We start from the raw sequence: 23,864 nt of genomic DNA, 5'->3' as shown, positions 1-23,864 counted from the left end.
TGCGTGAGATTTCTTATGAATGCAGTAGTAGGCGCAAAAAAAGGCAGTAAAAAACAACGGCAACCTGTCATTTCACCAGATTCTGCACAATCGAAAACTTTTATCAAGGTTCTATATGGTTTAGCTGAAGGCGAGATTGAAGGTTTAGCTAATGGGCTTCAGTCAATTTATTTAGAAGAAACTCCACTTCAGAATGCAGATGGAAGCCTTAACTTTGAAAATGTAAAAGTTGATTTTAGAAATGGTACTAATGATCAGGAATACATTGAGGGTTTTCCTGCAGTAGAAAGTGAAACTGCCATCGATGAGGAGTTAAAGTCTGAAACGCCATGGGTTCGAGCTTTTAGTAATCTTGATCTTGATGCTGTTCGTTTGCGCTTAAAGTGGGGTCCTTTGCGTACTCAGAATGCTACAAATGGTGATGTATCAGGCGTAACGATCGAATACGCAATCGATTTACAGACTGATGGAGGTGTCTGGACTGAAGTACTAAAAACCAAGATTTCAGATAAGACTTCTGCAAATTACGAGCGAGCACACCGCATTGATTTGCCTCGAGCTGATTCTGGTTGGCTTGTACGTGTACGCCGTCTGACGCCGAACTCATCTTCTGAATATATCAGCGACAAGATGTATATTGCAGCTGTTACAGAAGTGATCGATGCGAAATTACGTTACCCAAACACAGCATTATTGGGCCTTCAGTATGATGCTGAGACTTTTGGAAACGTAGCAAAAGTTGCTATGGATACAAAGGGTAGGCTCCTAAAAGTTCCTACTAATTACAATCCAGCAACACGGCAATATGTTGGGATGTGGGACGGTACTTTCAAAGAGGCTTATTCTAACAACCCTGCATGGATCTATTACGACATCTGTACAGTTGATCGCTATGCGCTAGGTGACCGCTTAACTCCACTTATGGTTGATAAGTGGTCATTGTACCGATTAGCACAATACTGTGACGAAATGGTACCAGACGGTCTAGGCGGCCAAGAACCACGCTTTACTTGTAATGTTTATCTTCAGAGTGCCGAAGGTGCCTTTGAAATTTTAACGAAATTAGCTGGTGTATTCCGTGCTATCACATTTTGGGATGGTAATAGCATTATTTGTGATGCGGATATTCCCCAAGATACTTACTTCACGTATACCCGGGCTAATGTTATTGATGGCAATTTTGAGTACGCGGGAACCCGTGCTCGAGATAGACATAATGTTGTAAAAATTGCATGGGATAACCCGGCTAATCACTATAAAACTGAATATGAGTTTGTTCGTGATGAAAAGGCGATTGCTGAAGCAGGTCAAGTTCGTATTTTAGAAATTGATGCTTGGGGATGCACGTCGCGTGGACAAGCGCAGAGAGCAGGCTGGTGGGCATTAAAGTCTGAGCAATTAGAAACTCGAACCGTTAGTTTTAAAGTTGGTCTGGATGGCCATATTCCGCAGCCGGGCAGAGTTATTGATATTGCTGACCCGTTATTTGCTGGACGGGCAAACGGAGGGCGTGTATCTAAAATATCAGCAGATCGTAAAAGCATTACGCTTGACCGTGATGATGTGGTGGCGGTTGCTGGTGACCGACTGATTATTAATGGCGAGGATGGAAAGGCTCAAACTCGAATTGTTCAATCGATCTCGGGTCGAGTGGTTACAGTTACTCATGAGTTTGATGTGATTGCAGCACAAAACGTCTGGGTGATTGATGCTCAAGACTTGGCAACAATGAAGTTTCGAGTGATTTCTATTACCCAAGATGAGCATCATCAATTTTCAGTGACTGCACTTCAATATAACCCAGCCAAGTTTGATGCGATTGACAAGGGTGCTTATTTTGATGAGGTCCCGATTTCGATTGTGAACCCAACAATTCAGGATCCTGTAACTGATGTCGTAATTACTAGTGAAAGCCGTATTGATCAGGGTATCAATGTGGCGACCATGATAGTGTCTTGGGCGCAGGCTAAGGGCGCGGTTAAATATCTAGTTGAGTGGCGTAAAGATGATGGGAGTTGGATTAAGCTTCCAATAACCGGCAACAACTCAGTCGAAGTACCAGGTATTTATGCGGGTCAATATCAAGCACGAGTAACAGCGATTTCAGCTTTTGAGATAGCTTCTTTACCAGTTTATTCAACTTTGACTGAACTCTCTGGTAAGCAGGGTTTACCTCCAAAATTGGCATTTATCCAAGCGACAGGAATCTTATTCGGTATAAAACTTGATTGGGGCTTTCCGGCAACCGGTGCGCTTGATACTGCTTATACAGAAATCCAAGTTTCGCCAGATGGTACCAGCAACATTGCTCAATTGGGCTTATTCGCTTATCCAACAACGACTCATACGATTCAAGGCTTGCAGCCAAATCTGACTCAATTTTATCGGGGGCGTTTGATTGATAGGATTGGAAATATAGGGCCATGGTCGGATTGGACTCATGCGACAACTTCTGCCGATGCAACAGATGTTCTTGAGCTCTTGAACGATCAAATCAGTGAAACTCAGCTCAATCAGGATCTTAAAACCAGGATTGATCATATTGAGACTATTGATGCGGAAATAGGTCCAATTAAGCAAGATATTCAGAATACGAAAGATCGGATTGCACAAGAAGTCATTGATCGACAAAACGCTATTCAGCAAGCCAAAGATGGTTTATCACAGCAAATTATTGATGGTGATGAAGGTGTTCTTAAAGTTGTAAATACTGTTAAACAGTCAAGTGATGATGGTCTTGCTGCAGCTCAAGAAAGCATTCGTGTTGTTGCAAATGATCTTTCACTTGTAGCTGAAAAAACGGACGGTGTATATGCACAGTTAAATCCACCTTTGATTGGATCTGAGTCTGATTTGATCGGTAATGATCAGGGCTTCGCAGGAACTTGGTCTGTTCAATCGGCAATGATCGAAGGGGACTTAGCACTTAGTAAGCGTATTGATACAACGGCAGTTGAGTTAAATAACTTACAGGCTTATGCACAACGAGAAGTACAAGCACGAATTGAGGGTGATAGGGTAACTGTTCAAAAAATAGATAACTATATCGCAAGCAATGATAGTGCTCTTGCAACTGTACGCCAGTCGGCACAGGTAGCAGTTGAGCAGTCATCGGCAAATGCTGAAGCGATTGATTTAATTAATCTTGAGCTTGACGATAAAGCTTCAACGGGACAATTGACGCAAGTTAAGTCAGACATTAAGAATGTAGATGACAAAGTTGCCGCCCAAACAGTACGTATTGACGGTGTTTTCGCGCAACTCAATCCACCATTGATTGGGTCAGAATCTGACTTAATCGGAAATGAAGGAGGTTATGCAGGCGTATGGTCAGAGCAATCTGCTCGTATCGAAGGAGATTTGGCTCAATCTAAACTTACTGAACAGCTTTCTGCTCAGATGAATGAGAACAATGCCGTATTCAAGCGCCAGCTCGAGGCAAATTCAAGTGCTATTTCTTCAACGATAAAAGTAACTGAAACGTTACAAACTAAAGTTGGTGAGAATAGTGCGTCTATTCAAAATGTTACTGAAAGTGTGGATGGCATCTATGCTCAGCAGTTTACCAAGTTCGATGTAAATGGTCATGTTTCAGGCCATGGATCAATGAATGATGGAACTACTTCAACTTTCATATTCAATTATGATGCAATTCAGTTTGGTACGCCTGTCGGTGTTGATGATGTAGAACCTAAACCATTAATGACACTGCAAAATACTCCAGTTACTTTGCCAAACGGTACTGTTATTCCGCGTGGATTGTATGTCGACAATGGTAGTTTTGGATATATCAATGCGAATAGGATCTGGGCAGAAAACTTAAGTGTTATTAGCGCTGATCTAGGTTCAATTAAAGTTAAAAATGCAAATATTGATGATGGTGCAATTAGTACCCTAAAAATTCAAGATGAAGCTGTAACTGTACCTATTGGTGTAACTTTTCCTTCTAACTCAAATATTCCTGATTTCGATAATCAGCTTGTAGATGAAACCTCTATCAACGCTTGGTTTACTTGGTCAAATGGTAAAGTTGCATCAGTTACTATGGCTCGATCTGGAGGAAAGGCTCTAATCAGTGGGGGTATAATGTTAAAACAATTTATGGTTCTAACTTCTATTAATGGAAATACAACCAGAGCTGATTTGGCTTCTTTAATTAGCCTAATTGTTGGTGTTTATAGAAACGGAACCGAGATTGCCCGGCATTACTTTGCCCCATCCAATACACAAAATAATATTTTGTACTTCAGTGGCTCTTATACGTTACCCCCAACTATTGATAATGCATTTTCAGGCAGTGCTGAATATAGCCTTAGAGTTGCGATCGGCAGAAATACCACTTCAGTAAACAACGTTAAAGCCTCCTACTTTAAAGATGCATCAAATCAAGCTGCATTGCCTTTTGAATTAACGAGTAGAACATTAACGGTAATTGAGTTGAAAAAATGACAGCTATAGTTTCAAAACATGGTGAGTTGTTGTTTCAGATATCTGGCAACGACGAGACTATTCAATTAAATACCCCTGAAGATTGTTTTGCAGTTGAAGATCCACCCAAGGCGAATATGTACCATAGCAATGGAAAGTGGAAAGAGATTCCTCAACAACCTTCTGAACATCATATATTTGATTTCAAAGATAAAGAATGGGTAGATCCTCGAACTCTAGATCAGGTTAAGGAGCATAAATGGCTTGAGATAAAACAAATTAGAGAAACCACCGAATTCGGTGGTTTTTCTTTTAATGGATATAAATTTGATTCAGATGAAAAGTCTCAGAGCCGCATTATTGCAGCAAGTGCATTAGGCGTAGAGGTTGAATGGACATTATTCAACAATACCGTTATCACATTATCAGGGGAGGAATTAAAAAAGTTAAGACAAGCATTGGCAGAGCATGTATCTATGTGTCATGCAAGAAGCAGAAAAGCTAGAGAGAGTATTGCGCTGGCTAAAACGAAAGCTGAAGTAGATAAGATCAGTTTTTAATATTAACGAGACATTTTATAGCACCCAACCGGGTGCTTTTTTATTGCCTAAACGAAAGGGGGAAGGCATGACTGAAAATGAATCATACGGGTTGAGATTCGAAAAGAAAATTGACTCTATTCAAAGTGATATTCGCATGTTGTCAGATCATGTTACTCGACTGACTTTCATTAATGAAGCGCACAAAGAGACTAGCGAACAGAACAAAAAGGACATCGATACATTAGATATCAAAGTTGCGAATTTGGAAAATCGTACAGCTTCGCAAGATGGCGGTCTTTCTGTATTGCGTGTACTGCTTGGCATCTTTGCAGGAATCGTATTTTCGCTGTGCGCTTGGGTTGGATCTTCAATTATTCAATTAAGCCAAGATCAATCTTTAATTAAAGAGAAAGTATCACGGTTAGAGGAAGCAGGACGATGAATAGTGAAAACACAAGAGCTTATCTAGCTTTCGCATTAGTGGGACTGATGTTTGTTTTAGTGATTGCTTTATTTTTTGTGGATATGCCACGTGAAAATAGCAATCTGATTAATACGGCATTGGGTTTTATTGCAGGGGCTATGACAACTGCATGTGGCTTTTATTTTGGTAGCTCTGAGTTAGAGAAAAAGAAAGGTGAATCCAATGACAACTAAACCATTCTTCGATGCTGCCCGAGTAATTGCAGGCGGCAAGCTTACACAGGCGCAAGTAGACGATCTAAATAAAGTGGTCGAAAAACTTGCACCAGGTGGAAAAACTACAAGTGATGATGGTATAGATTTAATAACTAGTTTTGAAGGCACGCGATTCAATGCTTACGATGATGGTGTAGGGGTTTGGACCATTGGTACTGGCACAACAGTTTATCCTAATGGCGTGAAGGTAAAAAAAGGGGATACTTGTACACCTGAGCAAGCCAAGACTTACTTTAAGCACGACTTAGCTAAATTTGAAAAAACGGTAAATGAGTCTGTGACTGTACCTTTAACTCAAAATCAGTTTGATGCGTTGGTGTCGCTGACATACAACATTGGTTCAGGTGCATTTAAGAATTCGACTTTGTTAAAGAAACTCAACAAAGGTGATTATCAAGGCGCTGCTGACCAATTCCTTGTCTGGAACAAAGCAGGCGGTAAAGTTATGAAAGGTCTAGTTCGTCGACGAGAAGCAGAGCGAGCACTCTTTTTAAAGAAGTAACTTATATGTGTCAGCGTACTAAAATTGCATCGATCATCACAATGCTGTGCCTCCTTTTCTCAGGTTGCACAGCTCACACTATTAATAGTAATGTGAACGTCTCGATTTGTGTAAGGGCTTTGTGATGTCGCAAGTCATGATCATGGTTTCGGAAGCGGGCAGGATGGAAAATACTTGCAATCTACCCGCTGATTTAGATAAGAACGGGAATGTTCTTAAAATCTATGACTACTCATTAAAAGAGTTGACCATTAATTTAGATGGCACTGTGACTTACAATGGCAAAAGATGGACCTTTGATAAGAAGCAAAATTACCTCTAAACCTGTGGATAAATAGCGCATTACGCCAAATATACGCCAAAATATATATAAGTTATTGATTTTATAAAATAGATTGGTGCGCCCGGCGGGGATCGAACCCACGACCCCAGGCTTCGGAAACCTGTACTCTATCCAACTGAGCTACGAGCGCACATGTGTGGGGCACATCATAGGAAAAAAACACTGGTAGGTAAAGCACGAAATACGTACCAAGTGAGTTTAATGCTTAATTAAACAGCAGCTTGTTCTATTTTAGATGCGTTGCTGAATAAGCTGAATTGAATAATTAATAGAATGGAGAGTATGTGCTAGCTCATGAGGAGGAATACGTGATTCCTGCAAACTGGTAATCCATTGCATTTGGGACATTTTAAGTTCTTGAAGTGTTTTTATTTGCTCTATTTTTTGAATAAGTGGCTTTGCCATAAGGCCACAGTATTGGCTTAAGCTTTGCTTCATCAACTGTTGTATTTCTTCAAAAGAGAGCTGTTGAACTGGAATGCTTGGTTGGTTATTTTCAATATTTGAAGAAGGCGCAGACGTTGAGTGAGGAACCTGAATTTCTCCAACTAAATCATTACTTTTATTCTCGTCAACATTTTTTTGATGTATTTCTTTAGTTGTTATAGATGACTCTTGGGGAGATATTTGTTCAGGTAACTCTGAATAATTTTCACTAGAAGGTGCAATTAGTTTTAAGTCAATGAGCTGTTGTATCAGTTCTGGTGGGGCGATCCGCTTTTTAAACTCAGTATCGAGACTTTGAAAATCTTCATGGTCTATTAATAGAAGTAAACGTCTTTGTTTTGCATTTAACGTAATATTACGTTGTTGAAGCGCAACTCTTCCCAAATTGGTTCGATAAAAACCAGACATTGTATTTCCCCAATATAAAAATGAAGCAGTCTGTTTGATTTTTCTCTATCAAACAGTACTGTTCTTAATAAAATATAAATGGGGTTAAAGATAAAACTCAAAAATGACAATTTGATGAAGAATTTATGAATATCATCTATTTAAGGAATTTAAAATGCGCTTTCTAATGCCTTACGTAGATAGGCATCCAGCTCGTCTTGACGTAGAAGCCATTGAATATAATCTTTAGGCAGTTCAGCAATTGCCGTACCTTTATGCTTACCAAAATTAATCGTATGCGGAATACGGGCTTCTTCAGAAACTTGGTAAAGCTCTTCAATATCTTGAATATTTAAATGATAGATAATATGCATCAAAATATTGGCAGTTAAAATAATGTCAGCGTCGGCACGGTGAGCACCTTTCAGCATTTCTCGAGCTTTACCGCTACCTTGGGAAATCATATAAATGAGTGCAGAAATATTATGAGCTTCGGCATCTGGCCAAGCTTTACGTGCTAAAGCTAAAGTACAAATCGGTTTAATATGAGATACATCGACGCCACAGCGAGCAATTGCGGCAATATCATAATCAATATTATGGCCAATAATATAAGTTGTGCTATCAGGTAATTTAAAGGTTTTATAGTGAGGCTGATTTTCTAGGTCGGACTCTAAGATATGGTGAACAGCCATTGCAGCATAAGAGATCGGAGCTCCCACCTGATAAAGCTGATCAAACAATTTGCTTTTATCTAAAGTGAGTTTACCTGCATTAAGTTCAATAGGGGCGTATGCAATTTCAATAGGCAAACCATTTAGTGTATGAGTTTCTGTATCTAAAATAATGGCTTGCATCTTTTGAACCTTTAAACAATTACAAGTAACCATCAATCTTAACAGTTGACTATCTACTTTAAAACATAGAGTAAGGCTAGATGAGCTATCAAATGCAATTTATGTTGAAAAGTAGAAAATCTCGCTGTTCATTTTGATTAAATATCACTTGCGAAAAATGAAGATTAGGCGTAATTGTTTGTAAGACATTTAAAATGTTCATTAAAAACTAAAGCACAACAAAAATTGAATTTAAGGAAGATATACGAATGAAAATGAAATTGTTCATGACCAGTGTTCTTAGCACAAGTTTACTATTGACGGGATGTGGAGATGGAAGTAGCGATGACAGTTCAGCAACTACTGATCCATTGGGTACTCCAGCCAATAATATTCAAAATCCAGTGGTTAAGGTCGATGCTTATACAAGTACTAACTTAGGAGCGGTTGCTGCTGAAAGTAGTATTTTAACTTATAAAATGTTAGGTCAAAGTGGACAAGAGGTGCAGGCAACAAGTCTAGTATTTACACCGACTACTCCACCACCAGCAGGCGGTTGGCCAATTGTGGTTTGGGCACATGGTACGACAGGGGTTGCAGATGCATGTGCACCGAGTAAATCGGCATTAACAGACAGTACTAAAGATTTAATTAGTAAACTTCTTGCAGCGGGTTATGTGGTGGTTGCACCAGATTATGAGGGATTAGGTACACCAGGTATACATCCATTTTTAAATATTAAAAGTGAAGCTTATTCAATTACCGATGCAGTAGTAGCAACACGTAATTATTTATTACAGCGGAACTTATTAACTTCGAAAAAGTGGGTTACTGTAGGACATTCGCAAGGTGGGCATGCTGCATTGGGCGCTGCACAATATGCGAGCCGTGCGCAGCTAGACTATAAAGGTACAGTAGCGGTAGCACCAGCTTCAAATCTAGGATTTATTTTAATTGCAGGTGAACAGGCTGTTGCTAATGCAACTGTGGATAAAAAGATTCCAATGTATGCGCAGCTTGATACATATACTGCTTTAGTGACAGCCGGCATTCGAAATACACAGCCAAGCTTTGATTATTCCCAAGTATTTACTTCACAAACAGCAAGTACTGCACAGCAGGCGGAAACAATTTGTGCAGGGCCATTGGGGCAAGCCTTTGGTGCAGGTATGACTAAGTATGCTACAGAGCATAATGGAACTCTGGATGGATATACGCGTACACAACCTAATTTTATGGCAGTACCTTTAGTTAAAACATTCTTAGATAAAGATTCTCAACCTTTACAGGCAAAAGTCACTACACCGATTATTATTTATCAGGGGCTAGCAGATACAACAGTTCCGAAAGTAGCTACTGATATTTTGATATCTAATGCCACTGTCGTCGGTACAAAGATTAATAGCTATGTAACGGGTAATTGGGATCATGAGGCGGCAATGAGCAGTAATGTAGATAATATTATTGGAAATGTACAAAACTTGCTGTCAGCTCAATAAGAGTGTTTGATATTTAAGGTTTTTTTATTGCTATGAAAAGCTAAATTTAACTTTGGAAAATTATTAATTAAAAGCTTTTTAAGTGTTTATAAATTATTTTAGATTTGATGGCTCATTTTTTATAAAAATTGAGCCATTTTTATTTAAAACTGAGCTAACTTGATTCTGTTTAATTATAAAGTTCATGCTACAATATGCCGCAATCTTAGCACGGCTTAAAAGCCCTAATTTATAGGACCCCCGCTAATGTTTGCCAATATTTCCATTTCTGAATTTGATCCAGAATTAGCTCAAGCAATTGCTTCTGAAGGTGAGCGTCAAGAAGCACATATCGAGTTAATTGCATCTGAAAACTATTGCTCTCCTGCTGTGATGGAAGCGCAAGGATCAAAACTTACGAACAAATACGCAGAAGGTTATCCTGGCAAACGCTATTATGGCGGTTGCGAATATGTAGATGTTATTGAACAAATGGCGATTGACCGTGCTAAAGAACTTTTTGGTGCTGATTACGCAAACGTTCAACCACATGCTGGTTCACAAGCTAACTCTGCTGTGTATTTAGCACTTCTTAACCCAGGCGACACAGTTTTGGGTATGAGCTTGGCTCACGGTGGTCACTTGACTCACGGTGCAAAAGTAAGCTTCTCTGGTAAAACGTATAACGCTGTTCAGTATGGACTAAATGCTGAAACTGGCGAGATCGATTACGAAGAAGTTGAACGTTTAGCATTAGAACACAAGCCACGTATGATCGTTGCTGGTTTCTCTGCTTATAGCCGTGTTGTAGATTGGCAACGTTTCCGTGACATCGCGGATAAAGTTGGCGCTTACCTTTTTGTTGATATGGCTCACGTTGCTGGTCTTGTTGCTGCTGGTGTATATCCAAACCCAGTTCAAATTGCTGACGTAACGACAACGACAACTCACAAAACACTTCGTGGTCCACGTTCTGGTTTAATCCTTGCGAAAGCGAATGAAGAAATTGAGAAAAAACTTCAATCAGCTGTATTCCCTGGTAACCAAGGTGGTCCATTAATGCATGCGATTGCTGCTAAAGCAATCTGCTTCAAAGAAGCAATGTCTGATGACTTTAAAACTTACCAACAACAAGTTGTGAAAAATGCTCAAGCGATGGCTGAAGTATTCATCGCACGTGGTTATGATGTTGTTTCTGGTGGTACAGACAACCACTTATTCTTGTTATCTTTAATCAAACAAGACGTAACTGGTAAAGATGCAGATGCTTGGTTAGGTGCTGCTCACATTACTGTGAACAAAAACTCAGTTCCAAATGACCCACGTTCTCCATTTGTGACTTCTGGTATCCGTATCGGTACTCCGGCAGTAACAACTCGTGGTTTTGGTGAAGCTGAAGTTCGTGAACTTGCTGGTTGGATCGCTGACGTGATCGACAGCAAAGGTGACGAAAAAGTTATTGCTGATGTAAAAGCAAAAGTTGAAGCTGTTTGTGCAAAATTCCCTGTATATGCAAAATAATTTGTATATATAAAAAAAGCGCCGTAAGGCGCTTTTTTATTAACTACTCCAACCGCCTCCTAAAGCACGGATTAAATTGATGCTTGCAATGATTTGGCTACCTTTCAGCTGAGCTGCTAATTGTTCTTGTTGCAAAATCGTGCGGTCAGAATCAATGACATCAAGATAGCTAATCGCACCTTCTCGATAACGTAAATGAGAAAGTTGATTAGCATGACGAGAAGAGGAGAGTGCTTGGTTTTGAGCCTGAATTTGCTGATCGAGAATTCTTTGATCAGATAAACCATTTTCAACTTCGCGAAATGCGTTTAGTACAGCTTGTCTATAGTTGGCGACGCTTTCCTCATAAGCCGCTCTTGCTTGAGCAATGCCTGCTTTACGTTGTCCACCATCAAATAAAGGTAACGACAAAATAGTACCAGCGACAGGTCCTAGTAAAAAAGTCCGACTCGACCATTTACCCAACTCGCTTAAACTTGAAGATTCATAACCTAAAGCTCCTGTAAGACTGAGTTTTGGGAAAAATGCTGCACGAGCAATTCCAATACGTGCATTATCTGCTGCCATTGCACGTTCTGCAGCCGCAATGTCGGGTCTTCTTTCAAGTAAAGTTGACGGCAAACCGGCAGGGAGACGGATACTATTTGCGTTTAAAGGTTGAACTGGCAAGTTAAAGTCCGCTGGTGGTTTTCCTAATAAGACTGCAAGCGCATGTTCTGCACTGGCTCTGTTACGAGCAATATTTAGGGCAGTGGTTTGTGCGGCAGCAAGTTCGGTTTGTGCACGAGAAACATCTAATTCACTGACCAGTCCGTTTTTAAAACGAAGCTGCATTAAATCTCGTGTTTCGCCTAGTAATTTGATTGTTCGGTTATAAATTGCTTGCTCGGTATCAAGTTGACGTATCAGAAAATAGCCTTGAGCAACATCTGCTTGTAGAGCTAAAAGTGCCGACTGATATAGAGCCTCTTGTTGTTGTAGATCCGCTGTCGCTGCGTTGACACTACTTGCTACACGACCAAATAAATCGAGCTCATATGAAACATTGGCTTGCGCGCGCCATAAGGTGTGAGCCGAAGTATGTGCATTGTCATCTAAACCGAGTGAAGCCCGAGACGGCTTTTGGCGGGTTGGCCCAAATCCGGCATCAATACTTGGTAAGCGTTCAGCTTGAGCTGCCGAACGTAGTGCACGTGAAGCCTGAATATTGGCTGCCACCGCTTTAAGGTTCTGGTTGCCTGCGATGGCTTGCTGTTCAAGTTCATTCAGTTGAGCATCATTGTAAATGCGCCACCATTCACCACGAGTTTGCTGATCGGCAGGTTGGGCAATCTTCCAGTTATTATCTTCAATTTTTGGATCAGATTCTTTGAATTTGACTGGCACTATAACTTTTGCAGGTTGATATTCTGGAGCTAATGAGCAGCCTGCAAGGAGCAGGCTTCCCATGAGTGAGGACAACAACCAGTTTTGTTTTGATGTAATCACCAAATGTCCTCCTTAATGATCGTGTGGGCTAGCTAACGGCGCTTCATGAACTGCCGCAGAATGCAGTTTATGTTTGCTGTTGAGGGTACGAATCAGAACGTAAAAGGCCGGGGTGAGGAATAAACCAAAGAATGTTACACCGATCATGCCGAAGAATACGGCAACACCCATCGCATGTCGCATTTCAGAACCTGCGCCAGTTGAAGTCACCAGTGGTACGACACCCATAATAAATGCAATAGAGGTCATTAAAATTGGACGTAAACGTAGACGACTTGCTTCAACGGCTGCTTTAAAGGCAGTCGCGCCTTGCATTTCAAGTTCCCGCGCAAATTCGACAATCAAAATGGCATTTTTACAGGCTAGCCCGACCAGTACCATTAGACCGATTTGGGTAAAGATGTTGTTATCTCCAGCAGTCAGCCAGACACCTGTCAGAGCCGCTAAGATTCCCATCGGTACAATTAAGATAACTGCTAATGGTAGGGTTAAGCTTTCATACTGAGCAGCTAAAACCAAGAACACGAGTAATACGCTAATTGGGAATACCCAAAGTCCTGCATTACCGGCCAAGATTTTTTGATAAGTTAAATCTGTCCATTCAAACTTGATACCACGCGGCAGAGTTTGTGCAGCAATACGTTCAACCGCAGCTTCTGCTTGGCTAGATGAATAACCTGGGGCAGGGCCGCCGTTAATATCTGCTGATGTGTAACCGTTATAACGAACGACCATTTCAGGACCATAGGTTTGAGTGACATTTACCAATGAAGATAATGGCACCATTTGGCCGGCACTATTACGGGTTTTAAGTTGCAAAATATCTTCGGGATTAGCACGGAAAGGCGCATCGGCTTGTGCACGAACCTGATAAACACGTCCAAAGCGGTTAAAGTCGTTAACGTACTGAGAACCTAAATAAATCTGCATAGTGTTGAAAACATCTGTCACAGCAACGCCTTGCTGTTTAGCTTTTACACGGTCCAGATCTACGTTGAGTTGAGGTACGTTAATTTGATAACTTGAGAACATTGGACCAAGTTCAGGAGCTGATTGTGCTGCTTTCATAAAGTTTTGTGCAGCATCATTCAAGGCTGAATAGCCTAAGGCGCCTCGGTCTTCAAGTTGGAGTTTAAAGCCGCCCATAGTACCTAAGCCCATCACTGGTGGTGGTGGGAAAACCGCGATATAGGCATCTTGAATAGCTGAATATTTCTGGTTGAGCGCACCTGCAATAGCATTTGCAGATAAGTCTTTAGCCTTACGTTCATCAAATGGCTTTAAAGTCACAAAGACAATACCGGCACTTGAGCTATTGGTGAAACCGTTAATTGATAGGCCAGGAAAGGCAACCGCACTTTCTACACCGGGTTGTTTAAGCGCAGTATCACTCATTTTACGAATGACTGCTTCGGTACGATCTAATGATGCGCCGTTTGGTAGCTGCGCAAAGCTAATTAAATATTGTTTGTCTTGAGCGGGAACAAAGCCACCCGGAACAATATAGGAAATACCAACGGTTAAACCTAGAAGTGCTGCATAAACACCCATTGCCGAAGCTTTATGGGAAATGACACGGCTGACACCTTGACTATAACGGTCTGAAGCACGTGAAAACACACGGTTAAACAGTGCAAAGAAACGTCCGAATACACGATTCATAATACGTGTTAAGGCATCAGGTTTAGCATCATGTCCTTTAAGTAACATTGCTGCCAGAGCTGGAGATAGGGTAAGTGAGTTAAATGCCGAAATGACTGTTGAAATGGCAATAGTCATAGCAAATTGTTTATAGAATTGCCCAGTTAAGCCTGTCATAAAGGCAAGTGGAACGAACACGGCAACAAGTGTTAATGCAATCGCAATAATCGGTCCGCTCACTTCTCGCATGGCGCGGTAAGTTGCCTCCCTTGGGTTTAAGCCTGCTTCAATATTCCTCTCGACGTTTTCGACGACGACAATCGCATCATCGACCACAATACCGATAGCAAGTACCATCCCGAACAGTGAAAGCGCATTGATGGAGTAACCAAAAGCGAGCATAAGGGCAAATGTACCAATAATTGAAACCGGTACGGCAAGCAATGGAATGATTGAGGCGCGCCATGTTTGTAAAAATAAAATAACAACCACAACAACCAGTGCAATTGCTTCAAGCAAGGTATGAACGACCGCTTTAATACTGGCCCGTACGAATTGAGTCGGGTCATAAACAATGTCGTATTTAATTGAAGATGGGAAATCTTTTGAAAGTTCCTTCATCGTGCTACGTACTTGATCCGAAACTTGTAAAGCATTCGCACCAGGAGCTTGGAAAATTGGAATTGCGACTGCTTGTTTATTATCAAGTAATGAACGTAAGCCGTATTGAGAGGCTGCAAGTTCAACACGAGCAACATCACCCAATCGGGTAACCGCGCCATCAGGGGCAGTTTTTAAAATAATATCTGCAAATTCTTGTTCAGTGGTTAAACGACCTTGAGCATTGACTGAAAGCTGTAAAGGTGAATTACTTGGTGATGCACCGATTGTACCCGCTGCAACCTGAATATTTTGTTCACGAATGGCATTCACAATTTCGGTCGCGGTGAGGTTACGCTGCGCTACTTTTTGCGGGTCGAGCCACACGCGCATCGCGTAGTCACCAGAACCAAATAATCCGACTTCACCTACACCTTGTAAACGTGCCAAACGGTCTTTTACGTTGAGCACCGCGTAGTTACGCAAGTAGGTCATGTCATAGCGATTATCTGGGGAGGTCAGATGCACAACCATAGTTAAAGTCGGTGAGCTTTTTAAGGTAGTAACACCTAAGCGCTGTACATCTTCAGGTAAACGGGGCATAGCCTGAGACACACGGTTTTGTACCAATTGTTGTGCTTTGTCTGGTTCGATGCCGAGCTTAAAGTTCACCGTAATGGTTAGGTTACCGTCGCTGTTTGCTTGAGATTGCATATACAGCATGTCTTCTACACCGTTGATTGATTCTTCAAGTGGAGAGGCAACGGTTTCAGCAATCACTTTCGGGTTTGCACCTGGATATTGAGCACGTACCACCACAGATGGGGGAACAACCTCGGGATATTCAGAAATCGGTAACTTAAATACCGAAAGGAGACCGGCGAGTAAAATCAAGACTGATAGCACACCAGCAAAGATCGGCCGATCAATAAAAAATTTAGAAATATTCATATGTGATTAACCTTTTGCCGGAGTTGATGTTTTATCTGTTGGCTGAGGTTGAGGAGGAGTAGCGTTAGCAGTGATTTGGGAATTTGGCATAGGAACAAGATGCGGTGTAACAGGGTCACCCGGACGAATCCGTTGTAAACCATTTACCACGATACGATCACCCGCTTGTAATCCGCTATTTACGATTTGCAAGCCATCTTGTTGGGCACCGAGTTTTACTTCGCGGTAAGCAGTTTGATTTTTCACATCAACGACTACGACAAAACGTTTATCTTGGTCGACACCAACCGCGGTTGGACTAATCAGAATCGCTGGGCGAGGTTGGCCTCCACCTAAACGGATTCGTGCATATAGGCCCGGCAATAAAACACCGTTTGGATTGTCAAAAGTTGCGCGAACACGAATCGTACCTGAGGTTGTATTCAGGTTATTGTCGATTGAGTTGATCGTACCTTCGCGAGTAAAGCCTGTTTCATTGGCAAGTCCCATATAGACAGGTACTTGCGAAGAATTGCGCTGATTACTGATATATTTCAGGTAAGTTTGTTCATCAACATCGAAAGATGCGTATAGGCGTGATACAGACACTAAACTTGTTAAAACCTGTGCGCCGTTACCTGCAGAAACGACATTACCCACGGTGACTTCGGCACGGGAAATTCGACCACTGACTGGTGCAGTTATACGGGTGTATTCCAGATTTAAACGTGCAGATTGGACAGCAGCTCTAGCGGCTTGTAGGTTAGCATTCGCTGAACGTGCATCATTTTCGGCTAAATCTAACTCTTGGCGAGAAACAGCATTACTCTGAATGAGACGTTGAATACGTGAAAGATTGCTTGCGGTATATGTTACCTGTGCTTCAGCTGAAGCAAGCTGGGCTTTGGCACGATTCAGTTCAGCTTCAAAAGGACGTGGGTCAATGGTAAATAGTAAATCGCCTTTTCTAACAAGACTGCCATCTTTGAAATGTACGGCAATAAGTTTTCCTGAAACTTGAGGCCGAATATCAACTTGATCAATGGCTTCTAAACGACCGGAATATTCTTGCCAATCGGTAATGGTTTTGCTTACTACAGGGGCTACATCAACAGTAGCAGCTTGTTGGGTACTGGTCGGTGCAGCTTTTGCATCGGCATTTTCATGTAAAAACATAAAACTGCCCCCTGTAGCCAAAATGGCGACAAAGATGGCAGACAGTGCAAACTGTTTGCGGGAAAATGACATGAGGTGCTCCTAGTTATTTGGATACCTGTTTTCAGACTTTTAGTTATGGTCCGTATGGGAGAAACAGGGTTTATGGAATGGACGGAGCATAAAAGTTTGTCAATCACGAATAAATATATTAAATTTGATAACACTATTCGTATTTTTATAACAATTGATGTATTTGAATAAAGAAATGCATTAATAGGAGTGTGCGTGTGGATCTATTTCATGCCATGAGAGTATTCAACAAAGTGGTTGAAACAAATAGTTTCAGTTTAGCAGCTGATAGTTTGGGTTTACCGCGTGCTTCTGTGACTACAACCATTCAGGCTTTAGAGAAGCATTTACAAGTTCGTTTGCTGAATCGAACAACACGAAAAATTAGTCTCACACCGGATGGCGCGGTATATTATGATCGGACAGCCCGTATTTTAGCGGATGTTTCCGATATTGAATCTTCTTTTCATGATGCAGAGCGAGGGCCGAGAGGTCAGCTTCGTATTGATGTGCCTGTATCGATTGGCCGTTTAATTTTAATTCCAAGACTACGCGATTTTCATGCACGCTATCCTGATATTGATTTAGTGATTGGTCTAAATGACCGACCTGTAGACTTGGTTGGAGAAGCAGTTGATTGTGCAATTCGGGTGGGAGAATTAAAAGATTCAAGCTTAATTGCGCGTCGTATCGGAACTTTCCAGTGCGCAACCGCTGCTTCACCGATTTATTTAGAAAAATATGGCGAACCTACCTCAATTGAAGATTTGCAAAAAAACCATAAAGCGATTCACTTCTTTTCAAGCCGTACCGGACGCAACTTCGATTGGGACTTTGTGGTTGATGATTTAATTAAAAGTGTGTCAGTACGTGGACGTGTTTCTGTAAATGACGGTGATGCTTATATCGACTTGGCTTTACAAGGTTTCGGTATAATTCAAGGTCCACGTTATATGCTCACCAACCATTTAGAATCGGGTTTGTTAAAAGAAGTATTACCTCAGTGGACGCCAGCGCCGATGCCAATTTCAGCAGTTTATCTTCAAAATCGTCATTTATCGCTCAAAGTAAAAGTGTTTGTAGATTGGGTCGCTGAACTTTTTGCAGGTTGTCCATTACTTGGCGGTACGGCTTTACCTTTCGACCAGAAATGTGAATTTGCCTGTGATAAAGAAACTGGTCATGAATATACAATTCGTACTTTGGTCGAGCAGCACAATATTGCTGAAGCTTATACACTCAAAACTTAATCTTAAAATTTGATTGATTTTTCAACATTTAAACCGTCAATACAGTTCATTGCTTAGACATCTTCATAAATCCTTAATTTACTGGTATAGAAATTGCAATTATTTCGGCAGAAGAGTAATTTAGAAATTGCTCAAGTTTTTATCACCTTATTAGGATTTTAAGGAGAAGCTTCAAGATGGCAAGCTTTATGAAAAAAATGTTCGTTTCAACAACTTTAGTTTTGGCTGCTGTTGCAACGAATGTCCAAGCAAAGGATTGGAAGGTGATTCGTTTTGGTACTGAGTCGTCTTATGCGCCGTTTGAATATAAAACACCAGATGGCAAGTTAACTGGTTTTGATGTTGATTTGGGTAATGCAATTTGTGCAAAACTCAAAGCCAAATGTGTTTGGGTGGAAAATTCTTTTGACGGGATGATTCCCGCACTTAAAGCGAAAAAATTTGATGGCATTCTTTCATCAATGACCGTTACTGATGAACGTGCGAAACAAATTTTATTTAGCAGCAAAATCTATAATACGCCAACGCGTATGGTTGCAAAAAAAGGTTCGCCGCTTTTGCCAACACCTACTTCATTAAAAGGTAAGCGAGTAGGTGTACAACAAGGCACTATTCAAGAAACATATGCTAAAACCTATTGGGCTCCAAAAGGTGTGAGTGTTGTTCCTTATCCAACTCAAGATTTGATTTACCAAGACATGATGTCTGGTCGTTTGGATGCAACTTTACAAGATGCAATCATGGTTGATGGCGCTTTCTTAAAACAACCGAAAGGTAAAAACTTCTCTTTTGCTGGCGGCAATGTGGTTGATGTCAAAACATTGGGGGTAGGTGCGGCTATCGGTTTACGTAAAGAAGATGCAGACTTGAAAGCGAATATTGACAAGGCACTCGCTGCAATCATTGCGGATGGCACATACAAGAAACTCGAGAAAAAATACTTCTCTTTTAGCATTTACTAATGATGTGAAAAATGTCGGCTAAGTGCCGACATTTTTAAATCTATTCTCATCTCATCAATATTAGATATTGTTTTTAAGGAGAAGATGAGTCATGTCTTTTTCTGGCTACGGGCCACTCCTTCTCAGCGGAACATGGATGACCATACAGCTTGCGCTGTTATCACTCTTGCTTTCTGTCATTATTGGCTTAATTGGTGCGAGTTCAAAACTCTCTAATATTAAAGCTTTACGTTATATTGCGACCGCCTATACCACACTCATCCGTAGTGTGCCTGACTTAGTGATTATGCTGCTGTTATTTTATAGCTTGCAGTTGGGTTTAAACCAAATTACTGAAGCACTACAAATGGACCAGATTGATATAAACCCATTTGTGGCTGGTGTGATTACCTTAGCGTTCATTTATGGTGCATATTTTACCGAGACCTTTCGTGGTGCATTTCAATCGGTTCCGAGGGGACAAATTGAAGCAGCAATGGCCTATGGGATGACGCCGTGGCAGGTTTTTCACCGTGTATTATTCCCTCAAATGATGCGTTTTGCGTTGCCTGGCATTGGTAACAACTGGCAAGTTTTGATTAAGGCGACCGCGCTGGTTTCCATTATTGGCCTGACTGACATTGTAAAAATTACGCAAGATGCAGGTAGAAGTACCATGCAACTGTTCTTTTTCAGCATCGTGGCTGCCGCTATTTATTTGGTCATTACTACCGTATCGAACCTGATCTTAATGTGGCTTGAACGTCATTATTCTGCTGGTGTGAGGAAGGGGCAATTATGATTGAAATCCTTCAACAATATTGGAAGGCATACCTTTGGACCGATGGCCTACAAATGACCGGTGTCGCGATGACTGCTTGGTTATTGGTGCTTTCAATTGGTATTGGGTTTGTGCTTGCTGTGCCTTTATCACTTGCACGAGTATCAGAAAATAACTGGTTGCGTGGTCCAGTTTGGTTGTTTACTTATGTTTTTCGTGGCACACCACTCTACATCCAACTGTTGATTATTTACTCGGGTATTTATAGCTTTGATTATGTCCATGAACATCAAACTCTCGATGCATTCTTTCGAGAGGGCATAAATTGCACCATTTTGGCATTCGCGCTCAATACTGGTGCATATACCACTGAAATCTTCGCTGGAGCGATCCGTTCTATTCCACATGGTGAGATTGAAGCTGCTCAAGCTTTCGGTATGTCAAAATGGAAACTCTACACACGTATTATCATTCCGTCGATGTTACGCCGTGCTTTACCGTTTTATGGCAATGAAGTCATTTTGATGTTGCATGCCACAACCATTGCATTTACCGCAACAGTTCCCGACATTTTAAAAATTGCGCGTGATGTGAATGCAGCAACCTATGACACTTTCAGTGCTTTTGGCATTGCTGCGGTGTTATATGCAGTGCTGGCTTTTATTTTGATTTGGATATTTCGTAAGTTGGAAAAACGTTGGTTGGCATTTTTAAAGCCATCGAATCATTAGGAGACATAAATGGAACAGGTTGCAAAACTAGTGATTCGTGATTTACACAAAACATTTGGCGATCATGAAGTACTTAAAGGAATATCACTTGATGCAAATGCCGGTGATGTAATTAGTATTATTGGTTCATCTGGTTCAGGTAAAAGTACCTTGCTGCGTTGTATCAACTTTTTAGAACAACCGAGCAATGGCACGATTAAGCTCAATGGTGAAAAACTACGCACAGTCTTTGATAAAAAAGGCAATTTAAAAGTGGTTGACCCAAAGCAGCTACAAAAAATGCGTACTCAGCTCATGATGGTGTTTCAGCATTTTAATTTGTGGTCACACATGACAGTACTGGAAAATGTCATTGAAGGGCCAATCCATGTACTTGGAGTAAAACGTGCTGAAGCAGAAGAGTGTGCACGCAAGTACCTACGTAAAGTTGGATTGCCTGAAAGTGTTGAGAGTAAATATCCGGCATTTTTATCTGGTGGTCAGCAGCAACGTGTAGCAATTGCTCGTGCTTTGGCTATGGAACCGGAAGTGATGTTATTTGATGAACCAACCAGCGCACTTGATCCAGAGTTGGTCGGTGAAGTACTAAAAGTAATGCAAGGCTTGGCTGAAGAAGGTCGTACCATGATTGTGGTCACACATGAAATGGGCTTTGCACGTCATGTGTCTAATCAGGTGATTTTCTTGCATCAAGGGAAAATTGAGGAACAGGGACATCCTGATGAAGTACTTAACAACCCGAAAAGTGAGCGTTTAAAGCAATTTTTGACGGGTAGTTTAAAATAAGCTGTTGATACCGAGTATGGTGAAACTTTTTTAACATTCTCATCATACTCGGTTGCTTTTTAATTATATTTTATAGATGAGTATTTTTAGAAAATACATTAATAATCACAATACCAGCGATCATTAAAGCTAAACCAATGCAGGCAGCTAAGTCTAAATGCTGTTTGTAAAATATCCAGCCAATTGCAGAAATTAAAATAATACCTGCGCCTGACCAAATGGCATAGGCAATCCCGATCGGAATTGTTTTGAGCGTAAGAGATAATAAATAAAAAGCAACTGCATAACCCACAACCGTAATAATAGACGGAATGGGAACAGTAAAGCCTTGAGATGCTTTTAATGCTGAAGTTGCAATAACTTCACAAGCAATCGCAATTGCTAAATAAAGATAAGACATGGGAAGCTGCGCCAGAAAGGGTTTTAATCAATCTATATGAAATGTTGAAATGATTTGACCAGTTTTAACGATTGTTCAATTTTTTGGTACAAAAGTACCAGTAAACCAAACTGAACTGATAAATTGATTTTATCACTAGCAAAGTGGTCTCAGCTATTTATTCGTTTATTCAATCATTGATCTGCATGGTCATTTAAGAGGATCAGTGATTTTAACTTGATCCTCTAAATGGTTTTAAGAAGAGAATGAGCCGATTAAATTCAGACCTTTAAATTTCTCTAATAATTGCTCTCTATTTTCAATATGTGCAGGGTCTGGTTCTATACAATCGATTGGGCAAACCGCTTTACATGTTGGCGCATCGTAAAAGCCTACACACTCGGTACAACGAGATGAATCAATTTCATAAACTTTGCTTCCTTCAAAAATAGCTGTATTGGGGCATTCGGGTAAACACATATCACAATTGATGCAGTCATTCGTAATCAAAAGGGCCATGTTTAACTCACTGAATAAGCCAATGTAGAGGCAGTAATACTTTCTTTCGCATGCGGCAAATTGCGTATGAGTAGGGCATAACTAACATCAACATCTTGTGAAAGTGGAATCTCAACAAAATGTCCCGAACCTTTAGCATCTGTAATTGGATTGCCCTTTAAATCGCTCATTTCGGTTAAGGTAAAGCTGATATTGCCTTGAGGCGTCATCAGCTCAAGTGAGTCGCCAATCACAAAACGGTTTTTCACCTCAATGCGAATATAATCGCCGTGACGTTCTAAAACTTCACCACAAAATTGTTGATAGTCAAAATGTGATGATCCGTCAGCATAGTTTTGATATTCGCTATGTACATGCCGTCTTAAAAAGCCTTCAGTGTAACCGCGGTTTGCCAAACCTTCGAGTTGGGTCATTAAACTTGGGTCAAAAGGTTTACCTGCTAATGCATCATCAATAGCTTTTCGATAAATTTGAGCAGTACGGGCACAGTAAAAATAGGATTTAGTACGGCCTTCAATTTTCAGTGAGGCAATGCCCATTTTTATTAAACGATCTACATGTTGTACCGCACGTAAATCTTTAGAGTTCATAAAATAGGTGCCGTGTTCATCTTCTTCGGCAGCAAACATTTCTTCATCATTACGTTGTACGAGTAAAGTTTGAACCGAGGTTGTTTCTGATTGTGCTGATGAGCAGCAAGACTTTTCTGGTGTATTTAGCTGAGTGACTGGAATTATATCGCCGTTTGCATCTTCTTGGGCTTCATGTAGTTTATAGTCCCAACGGCAGGCATTGGTACAAGCACCTTGGTTGGCGTCACGCTTGTTCATATATCCAGAAAGTAAACAGCGGCCTGAGTAGGCCATGCATAGAGCGCCATGTACAAAAACCTCGAGTTCAATATCGGGCACATGTTGCTGGATTTCTTCTATTTCTTCTAAAGATAATTCACGAGATAAAATCACGCGGCTTAGGCCGTAGTCTTTCCAAAATTTAACAGTAGCCCAGTTAATAGCGTTGGCTTGAACCGATAGATGAATTTGCACTTCTGGGAAATGCTCACGCACCATCATAATTAAACCCGGATCAGACATAATCTGAACCGTACCGGGTTTGTCGGAGACCACTTTTCTTGAGAGAATGTCCCGATGAAAAAAGTAAAATACACCCCTGAAATCAGAGATAGAGCGGTTCAATTATTGATTGAATCCGAAAAAGATTATCCATCGAATTGGGCTGCGATCACAGCAATTGCGCCTAAGATTGGTTGTACTCCTGAAACACTTCGTGTTTGGTATCAAAAATATTTAGATAAACAAAATCCAGTTAAAGTACAGCAGCTTTCAGACCAAGAACGTATCAAACAACTCGAACGCGAAAATAAAGAACTGCAACGCGCCAATGAGAT

Annotated in this window: 21 protein-coding genes, 1 tRNA gene and 2 pseudogenes; 14 read left to right on the top strand and 10 right to left on the bottom strand. The window is 40.9% G+C overall.

The annotated features are described in order from the left end of the window. The first annotated feature begins 15 nt into the window (after positions 1-15). The 6 genes from J582_RS16795 (at position 16) to J582_RS0104890 (ending at position 6,493) form a co-directional block, all read left to right on the top strand. Complete coding sequence (locus J582_RS16795) at positions 16-4,449, top strand: host specificity protein J (RefSeq protein WP_032048275.1); 4,434 nt, start codon at positions 16-18, stop codon at positions 4,447-4,449. Beyond that, positions 4,446-4,988, top strand: a complete 543-nt coding sequence (locus J582_RS16790; RefSeq protein WP_032048274.1) for a DUF4376 domain-containing protein — start codon at positions 4,446-4,448, stop codon at positions 4,986-4,988. The genes J582_RS16795 and J582_RS16790 overlap by 4 nt, the downstream gene beginning before the upstream one ends. A gap of 67 nt (positions 4,989-5,055) precedes the next feature. Next, positions 5,056-5,412 carry a hypothetical protein gene (locus tag J582_RS16785; protein WP_000138209.1) on the top strand — a complete coding sequence of 119 codons (357 nt, stop codon included), beginning with the start codon at positions 5,056-5,058 and terminating at the stop codon, positions 5,410-5,412. Then, on the top strand, positions 5,409-5,627 hold the full coding sequence (locus J582_RS16780; protein ID WP_001083663.1) for a hypothetical protein: 219 nt from the start codon (positions 5,409-5,411) through the stop codon (positions 5,625-5,627). Before J582_RS16785 ends, J582_RS16780 begins: the two co-directional genes overlap by 4 nt. Continuing rightward, a complete protein-coding gene (locus J582_RS16775) occupies positions 5,617-6,171 on the top strand; it encodes a lysozyme (RefSeq protein WP_032048273.1) in 555 nt (184 codons plus the stop codon). The genes J582_RS16780 and J582_RS16775 overlap by 11 nt, the downstream gene beginning before the upstream one ends. A 124-nt stretch (positions 6,172-6,295) precedes the next feature. After that, positions 6,296-6,493, top strand: a complete 198-nt coding sequence (locus J582_RS0104890; RefSeq protein ID WP_000084542.1) for a hypothetical protein — start codon at positions 6,296-6,298, stop codon at positions 6,491-6,493. Positions 6,494-6,567: 74 nt separating this feature from the next. Here J582_RS0104890 and J582_RS16770 read toward each other — a convergent pair. The 3 genes from J582_RS16770 to J582_RS16760 form a co-directional block, all read right to left on the bottom strand. Next, a tRNA-Arg gene (locus J582_RS16770) sits at positions 6,568-6,644 on the bottom strand. Between the two features lie 101 nt (positions 6,645-6,745). Next, positions 6,746-7,369 carry a hypothetical protein gene (locus J582_RS16765; protein WP_032048272.1) on the bottom strand — a complete coding sequence of 208 codons (624 nt, stop codon included), beginning with the start codon at positions 7,367-7,369 and terminating at the stop codon, positions 6,746-6,748. Between the two features lie 149 nt (positions 7,370-7,518). Next, positions 7,519-8,205 carry a 3'-5' exonuclease gene (locus J582_RS16760; RefSeq protein WP_031982646.1) on the bottom strand — a complete coding sequence of 229 codons (687 nt, stop codon included), beginning with the start codon at positions 8,203-8,205 and terminating at the stop codon, positions 7,519-7,521. Positions 8,206-8,453: 248 nt separating this feature from the next. Here J582_RS16760 and J582_RS16755 point away from each other — a divergent pair, with 248 nt between their 5' ends. Further along, a complete protein-coding gene (locus J582_RS16755; protein WP_031982648.1) occupies positions 8,454-9,683 on the top strand; it encodes an alpha/beta hydrolase in 1,230 nt (409 codons plus the stop codon). A gap of 108 nt (positions 9,684-9,791) precedes the next feature. Here J582_RS16755 and J582_RS27305 read toward each other — a convergent pair. Continuing rightward, positions 9,792-9,869: pseudogene (locus J582_RS27305) on the bottom strand (hypothetical protein); the annotation flags it as partial. 60 nt (positions 9,870-9,929) lie between these two features. Here J582_RS27305 and glyA point away from each other — a divergent pair. Continuing rightward, positions 9,930-11,183 carry a serine hydroxymethyltransferase gene (glyA, locus tag J582_RS16750; RefSeq protein WP_002049224.1) on the top strand — a complete coding sequence of 418 codons (1,254 nt, stop codon included), beginning with the start codon at positions 9,930-9,932 and terminating at the stop codon, positions 11,181-11,183. 39 nt (positions 11,184-11,222) lie between these two features. Here the strand turns inward: glyA and adeH are convergent, their stop codons facing one another. Genes adeH through adeF form a run of 3 tightly spaced genes read right to left on the bottom strand, consistent with a single transcriptional unit; the run spans position 11,223 to position 17,090 of the window. Further along, on the bottom strand, positions 11,223-12,671 hold the full coding sequence (adeH, locus tag J582_RS16745; RefSeq protein WP_031982649.1) for a multidrug efflux RND transporter outer membrane subunit AdeH: 1,449 nt from the start codon (positions 12,669-12,671) through the stop codon (positions 11,223-11,225). Between the two features lie 12 nt (positions 12,672-12,683). Further along, entirely contained in the window at positions 12,684-15,863 is a 3,180-nt protein-coding gene (gene adeG, locus J582_RS16740) for a multidrug efflux RND transporter permease subunit AdeG (RefSeq protein WP_031982651.1), read from the bottom strand. Between the two features lie 6 nt (positions 15,864-15,869). After that, positions 15,870-17,090: a multidrug efflux RND transporter periplasmic adaptor subunit AdeF gene (gene adeF, locus J582_RS16735; protein ID WP_031982652.1), complete on the bottom strand. Its 1,221-nt coding sequence runs from the start codon at positions 17,088-17,090 to the stop codon at positions 15,870-15,872. A gap of 197 nt (positions 17,091-17,287) precedes the next feature. On the opposite strand from adeF, the gene adeL reads away from it, so the two are divergent. From adeL to J582_RS16710, 5 genes are all read left to right on the top strand, one after another. Then, a complete protein-coding gene (gene adeL, locus J582_RS16730) occupies positions 17,288-18,319 on the top strand; it encodes a multidrug efflux transcriptional repressor AdeL (RefSeq protein WP_002049092.1) in 1,032 nt (343 codons plus the stop codon). Positions 18,320-18,495: 176 nt separating this feature from the next. Further along, on the top strand, positions 18,496-19,281 hold the full coding sequence (locus J582_RS16725) for an ABC transporter substrate-binding protein (RefSeq protein WP_002049251.1): 786 nt from the start codon (positions 18,496-18,498) through the stop codon (positions 19,279-19,281). Positions 19,282-19,372: 91 nt separating this feature from the next. Beyond that, a complete protein-coding gene (locus tag J582_RS16720; RefSeq protein WP_000010370.1) occupies positions 19,373-20,062 on the top strand; it encodes an ABC transporter permease in 690 nt (229 codons plus the stop codon). Then, the gene (locus tag J582_RS16715; RefSeq protein WP_002049239.1) at positions 20,059-20,772 is read left to right on the top strand and encodes an ABC transporter permease; all 714 of its coding nucleotides are present in this window, start codon (positions 20,059-20,061) and stop codon (positions 20,770-20,772) included. Before J582_RS16720 ends, J582_RS16715 begins: the two co-directional genes overlap by 4 nt. A gap of 9 nt (positions 20,773-20,781) precedes the next feature. Continuing rightward, positions 20,782-21,558: an ABC transporter ATP-binding protein gene (locus J582_RS16710; RefSeq protein ID WP_000438610.1), complete on the top strand. Its 777-nt coding sequence runs from the start codon at positions 20,782-20,784 to the stop codon at positions 21,556-21,558. Positions 21,559-21,628: 70 nt separating this feature from the next. Here J582_RS16710 and abeS read toward each other — a convergent pair whose 3' ends face one another. From abeS to yegQ, 3 genes and pseudogenes are all read right to left on the bottom strand, one after another. Then, on the bottom strand, positions 21,629-21,958 hold the full coding sequence (gene abeS, locus J582_RS16705; protein ID WP_000121131.1) for a multidrug efflux SMR transporter AbeS: 330 nt from the start codon (positions 21,956-21,958) through the stop codon (positions 21,629-21,631). Between the two features lie 234 nt (positions 21,959-22,192). Next, complete coding sequence (locus J582_RS16700) at positions 22,193-22,456, bottom strand: YfhL family 4Fe-4S dicluster ferredoxin (RefSeq protein ID WP_004707811.1); 264 nt, start codon at positions 22,454-22,456, stop codon at positions 22,193-22,195. Positions 22,457-22,458: 2 nt separating this feature from the next. Next, positions 22,459-23,610 (bottom strand): annotated as a pseudogene (gene yegQ / locus J582_RS16695) (tRNA 5-hydroxyuridine modification protein YegQ); the annotation flags it as partial. Here yegQ and J582_RS16690 point away from each other — a divergent pair. Further along, the coding region (locus J582_RS16690; protein ID WP_032048270.1) for a transposase at positions 23,605-23,864 on the top strand (260 nt) is incomplete at its 3' end. The pseudogene yegQ and the gene J582_RS16690 overlap by 6 nt on opposite strands.

Origin of the sequence: Acinetobacter sp. 1566109, from assembly GCF_000582255.1 — a bacterium.
Taxonomy (GTDB): domain Bacteria; phylum Pseudomonadota; class Gammaproteobacteria; order Pseudomonadales; family Moraxellaceae; genus Acinetobacter; species Acinetobacter nosocomialis.
The sequence above is the reverse complement of the archived record's forward strand: the minus strand, read 5'-3'. Positions and strand labels throughout refer to the sequence as shown.

Bases quoted from the DNA above. Each gene is read 5' to 3' on its own strand.
- adeG (WP_031982651.1), bottom strand. From the start codon at position 15,863: ATGAATATTTCTAAATTTTTTATTGATCGGCCGATCTTTGCTGGTGTG.
- J582_RS16760 (WP_031982646.1), bottom strand. From the start codon at position 8,205: ATGCAAGCCATTATTTTAGATACAGAAACTCATACACTAAATGGTTTG.
- J582_RS16790 (WP_032048274.1), top strand. From the start codon at position 4,446: ATGACAGCTATAGTTTCAAAACATGGTGAGTTGTTGTTTCAGATATCT.
- J582_RS16725 (WP_002049251.1), top strand. From the start codon at position 18,496: ATGGCAAGCTTTATGAAAAAAATGTTCGTTTCAACAACTTTAGTTTTG.
- glyA (WP_002049224.1), top strand. From the start codon at position 9,930: ATGTTTGCCAATATTTCCATTTCTGAATTTGATCCAGAATTAGCTCAA.
- J582_RS16795 (WP_032048275.1), top strand. From the start codon at position 16: ATGAATGCAGTAGTAGGCGCAAAAAAAGGCAGTAAAAAACAACGGCAA.
- J582_RS16785 (WP_000138209.1), top strand. From the start codon at position 5,056: ATGACTGAAAATGAATCATACGGGTTGAGATTCGAAAAGAAAATTGAC.
- J582_RS16715 (WP_002049239.1), top strand. From the start codon at position 20,059: ATGATTGAAATCCTTCAACAATATTGGAAGGCATACCTTTGGACCGAT.
- adeF (WP_031982652.1), bottom strand. From the start codon at position 17,090: ATGTCATTTTCCCGCAAACAGTTTGCACTGTCTGCCATCTTTGTCGCC.
- J582_RS0104890 (WP_000084542.1), top strand. From the start codon at position 6,296: ATGTCGCAAGTCATGATCATGGTTTCGGAAGCGGGCAGGATGGAAAAT.
- J582_RS16720 (WP_000010370.1), top strand. From the start codon at position 19,373: ATGTCTTTTTCTGGCTACGGGCCACTCCTTCTCAGCGGAACATGGATG.
- J582_RS16765 (WP_032048272.1), bottom strand. From the start codon at position 7,369: ATGTCTGGTTTTTATCGAACCAATTTGGGAAGAGTTGCGCTTCAACAA.
- J582_RS16710 (WP_000438610.1), top strand. From the start codon at position 20,782: ATGGAACAGGTTGCAAAACTAGTGATTCGTGATTTACACAAAACATTT.
- J582_RS16775 (WP_032048273.1), top strand. From the start codon at position 5,617: ATGACAACTAAACCATTCTTCGATGCTGCCCGAGTAATTGCAGGCGGC.
- J582_RS16700 (WP_004707811.1), bottom strand. From the start codon at position 22,456: ATGGCCCTTTTGATTACGAATGACTGCATCAATTGTGATATGTGTTTA.
- J582_RS16755 (WP_031982648.1), top strand. From the start codon at position 8,454: ATGAAAATGAAATTGTTCATGACCAGTGTTCTTAGCACAAGTTTACTA.
- abeS (WP_000121131.1), bottom strand. From the start codon at position 21,958: ATGTCTTATCTTTATTTAGCAATTGCGATTGCTTGTGAAGTTATTGCA.
- J582_RS16780 (WP_001083663.1), top strand. From the start codon at position 5,409: ATGAATAGTGAAAACACAAGAGCTTATCTAGCTTTCGCATTAGTGGGA.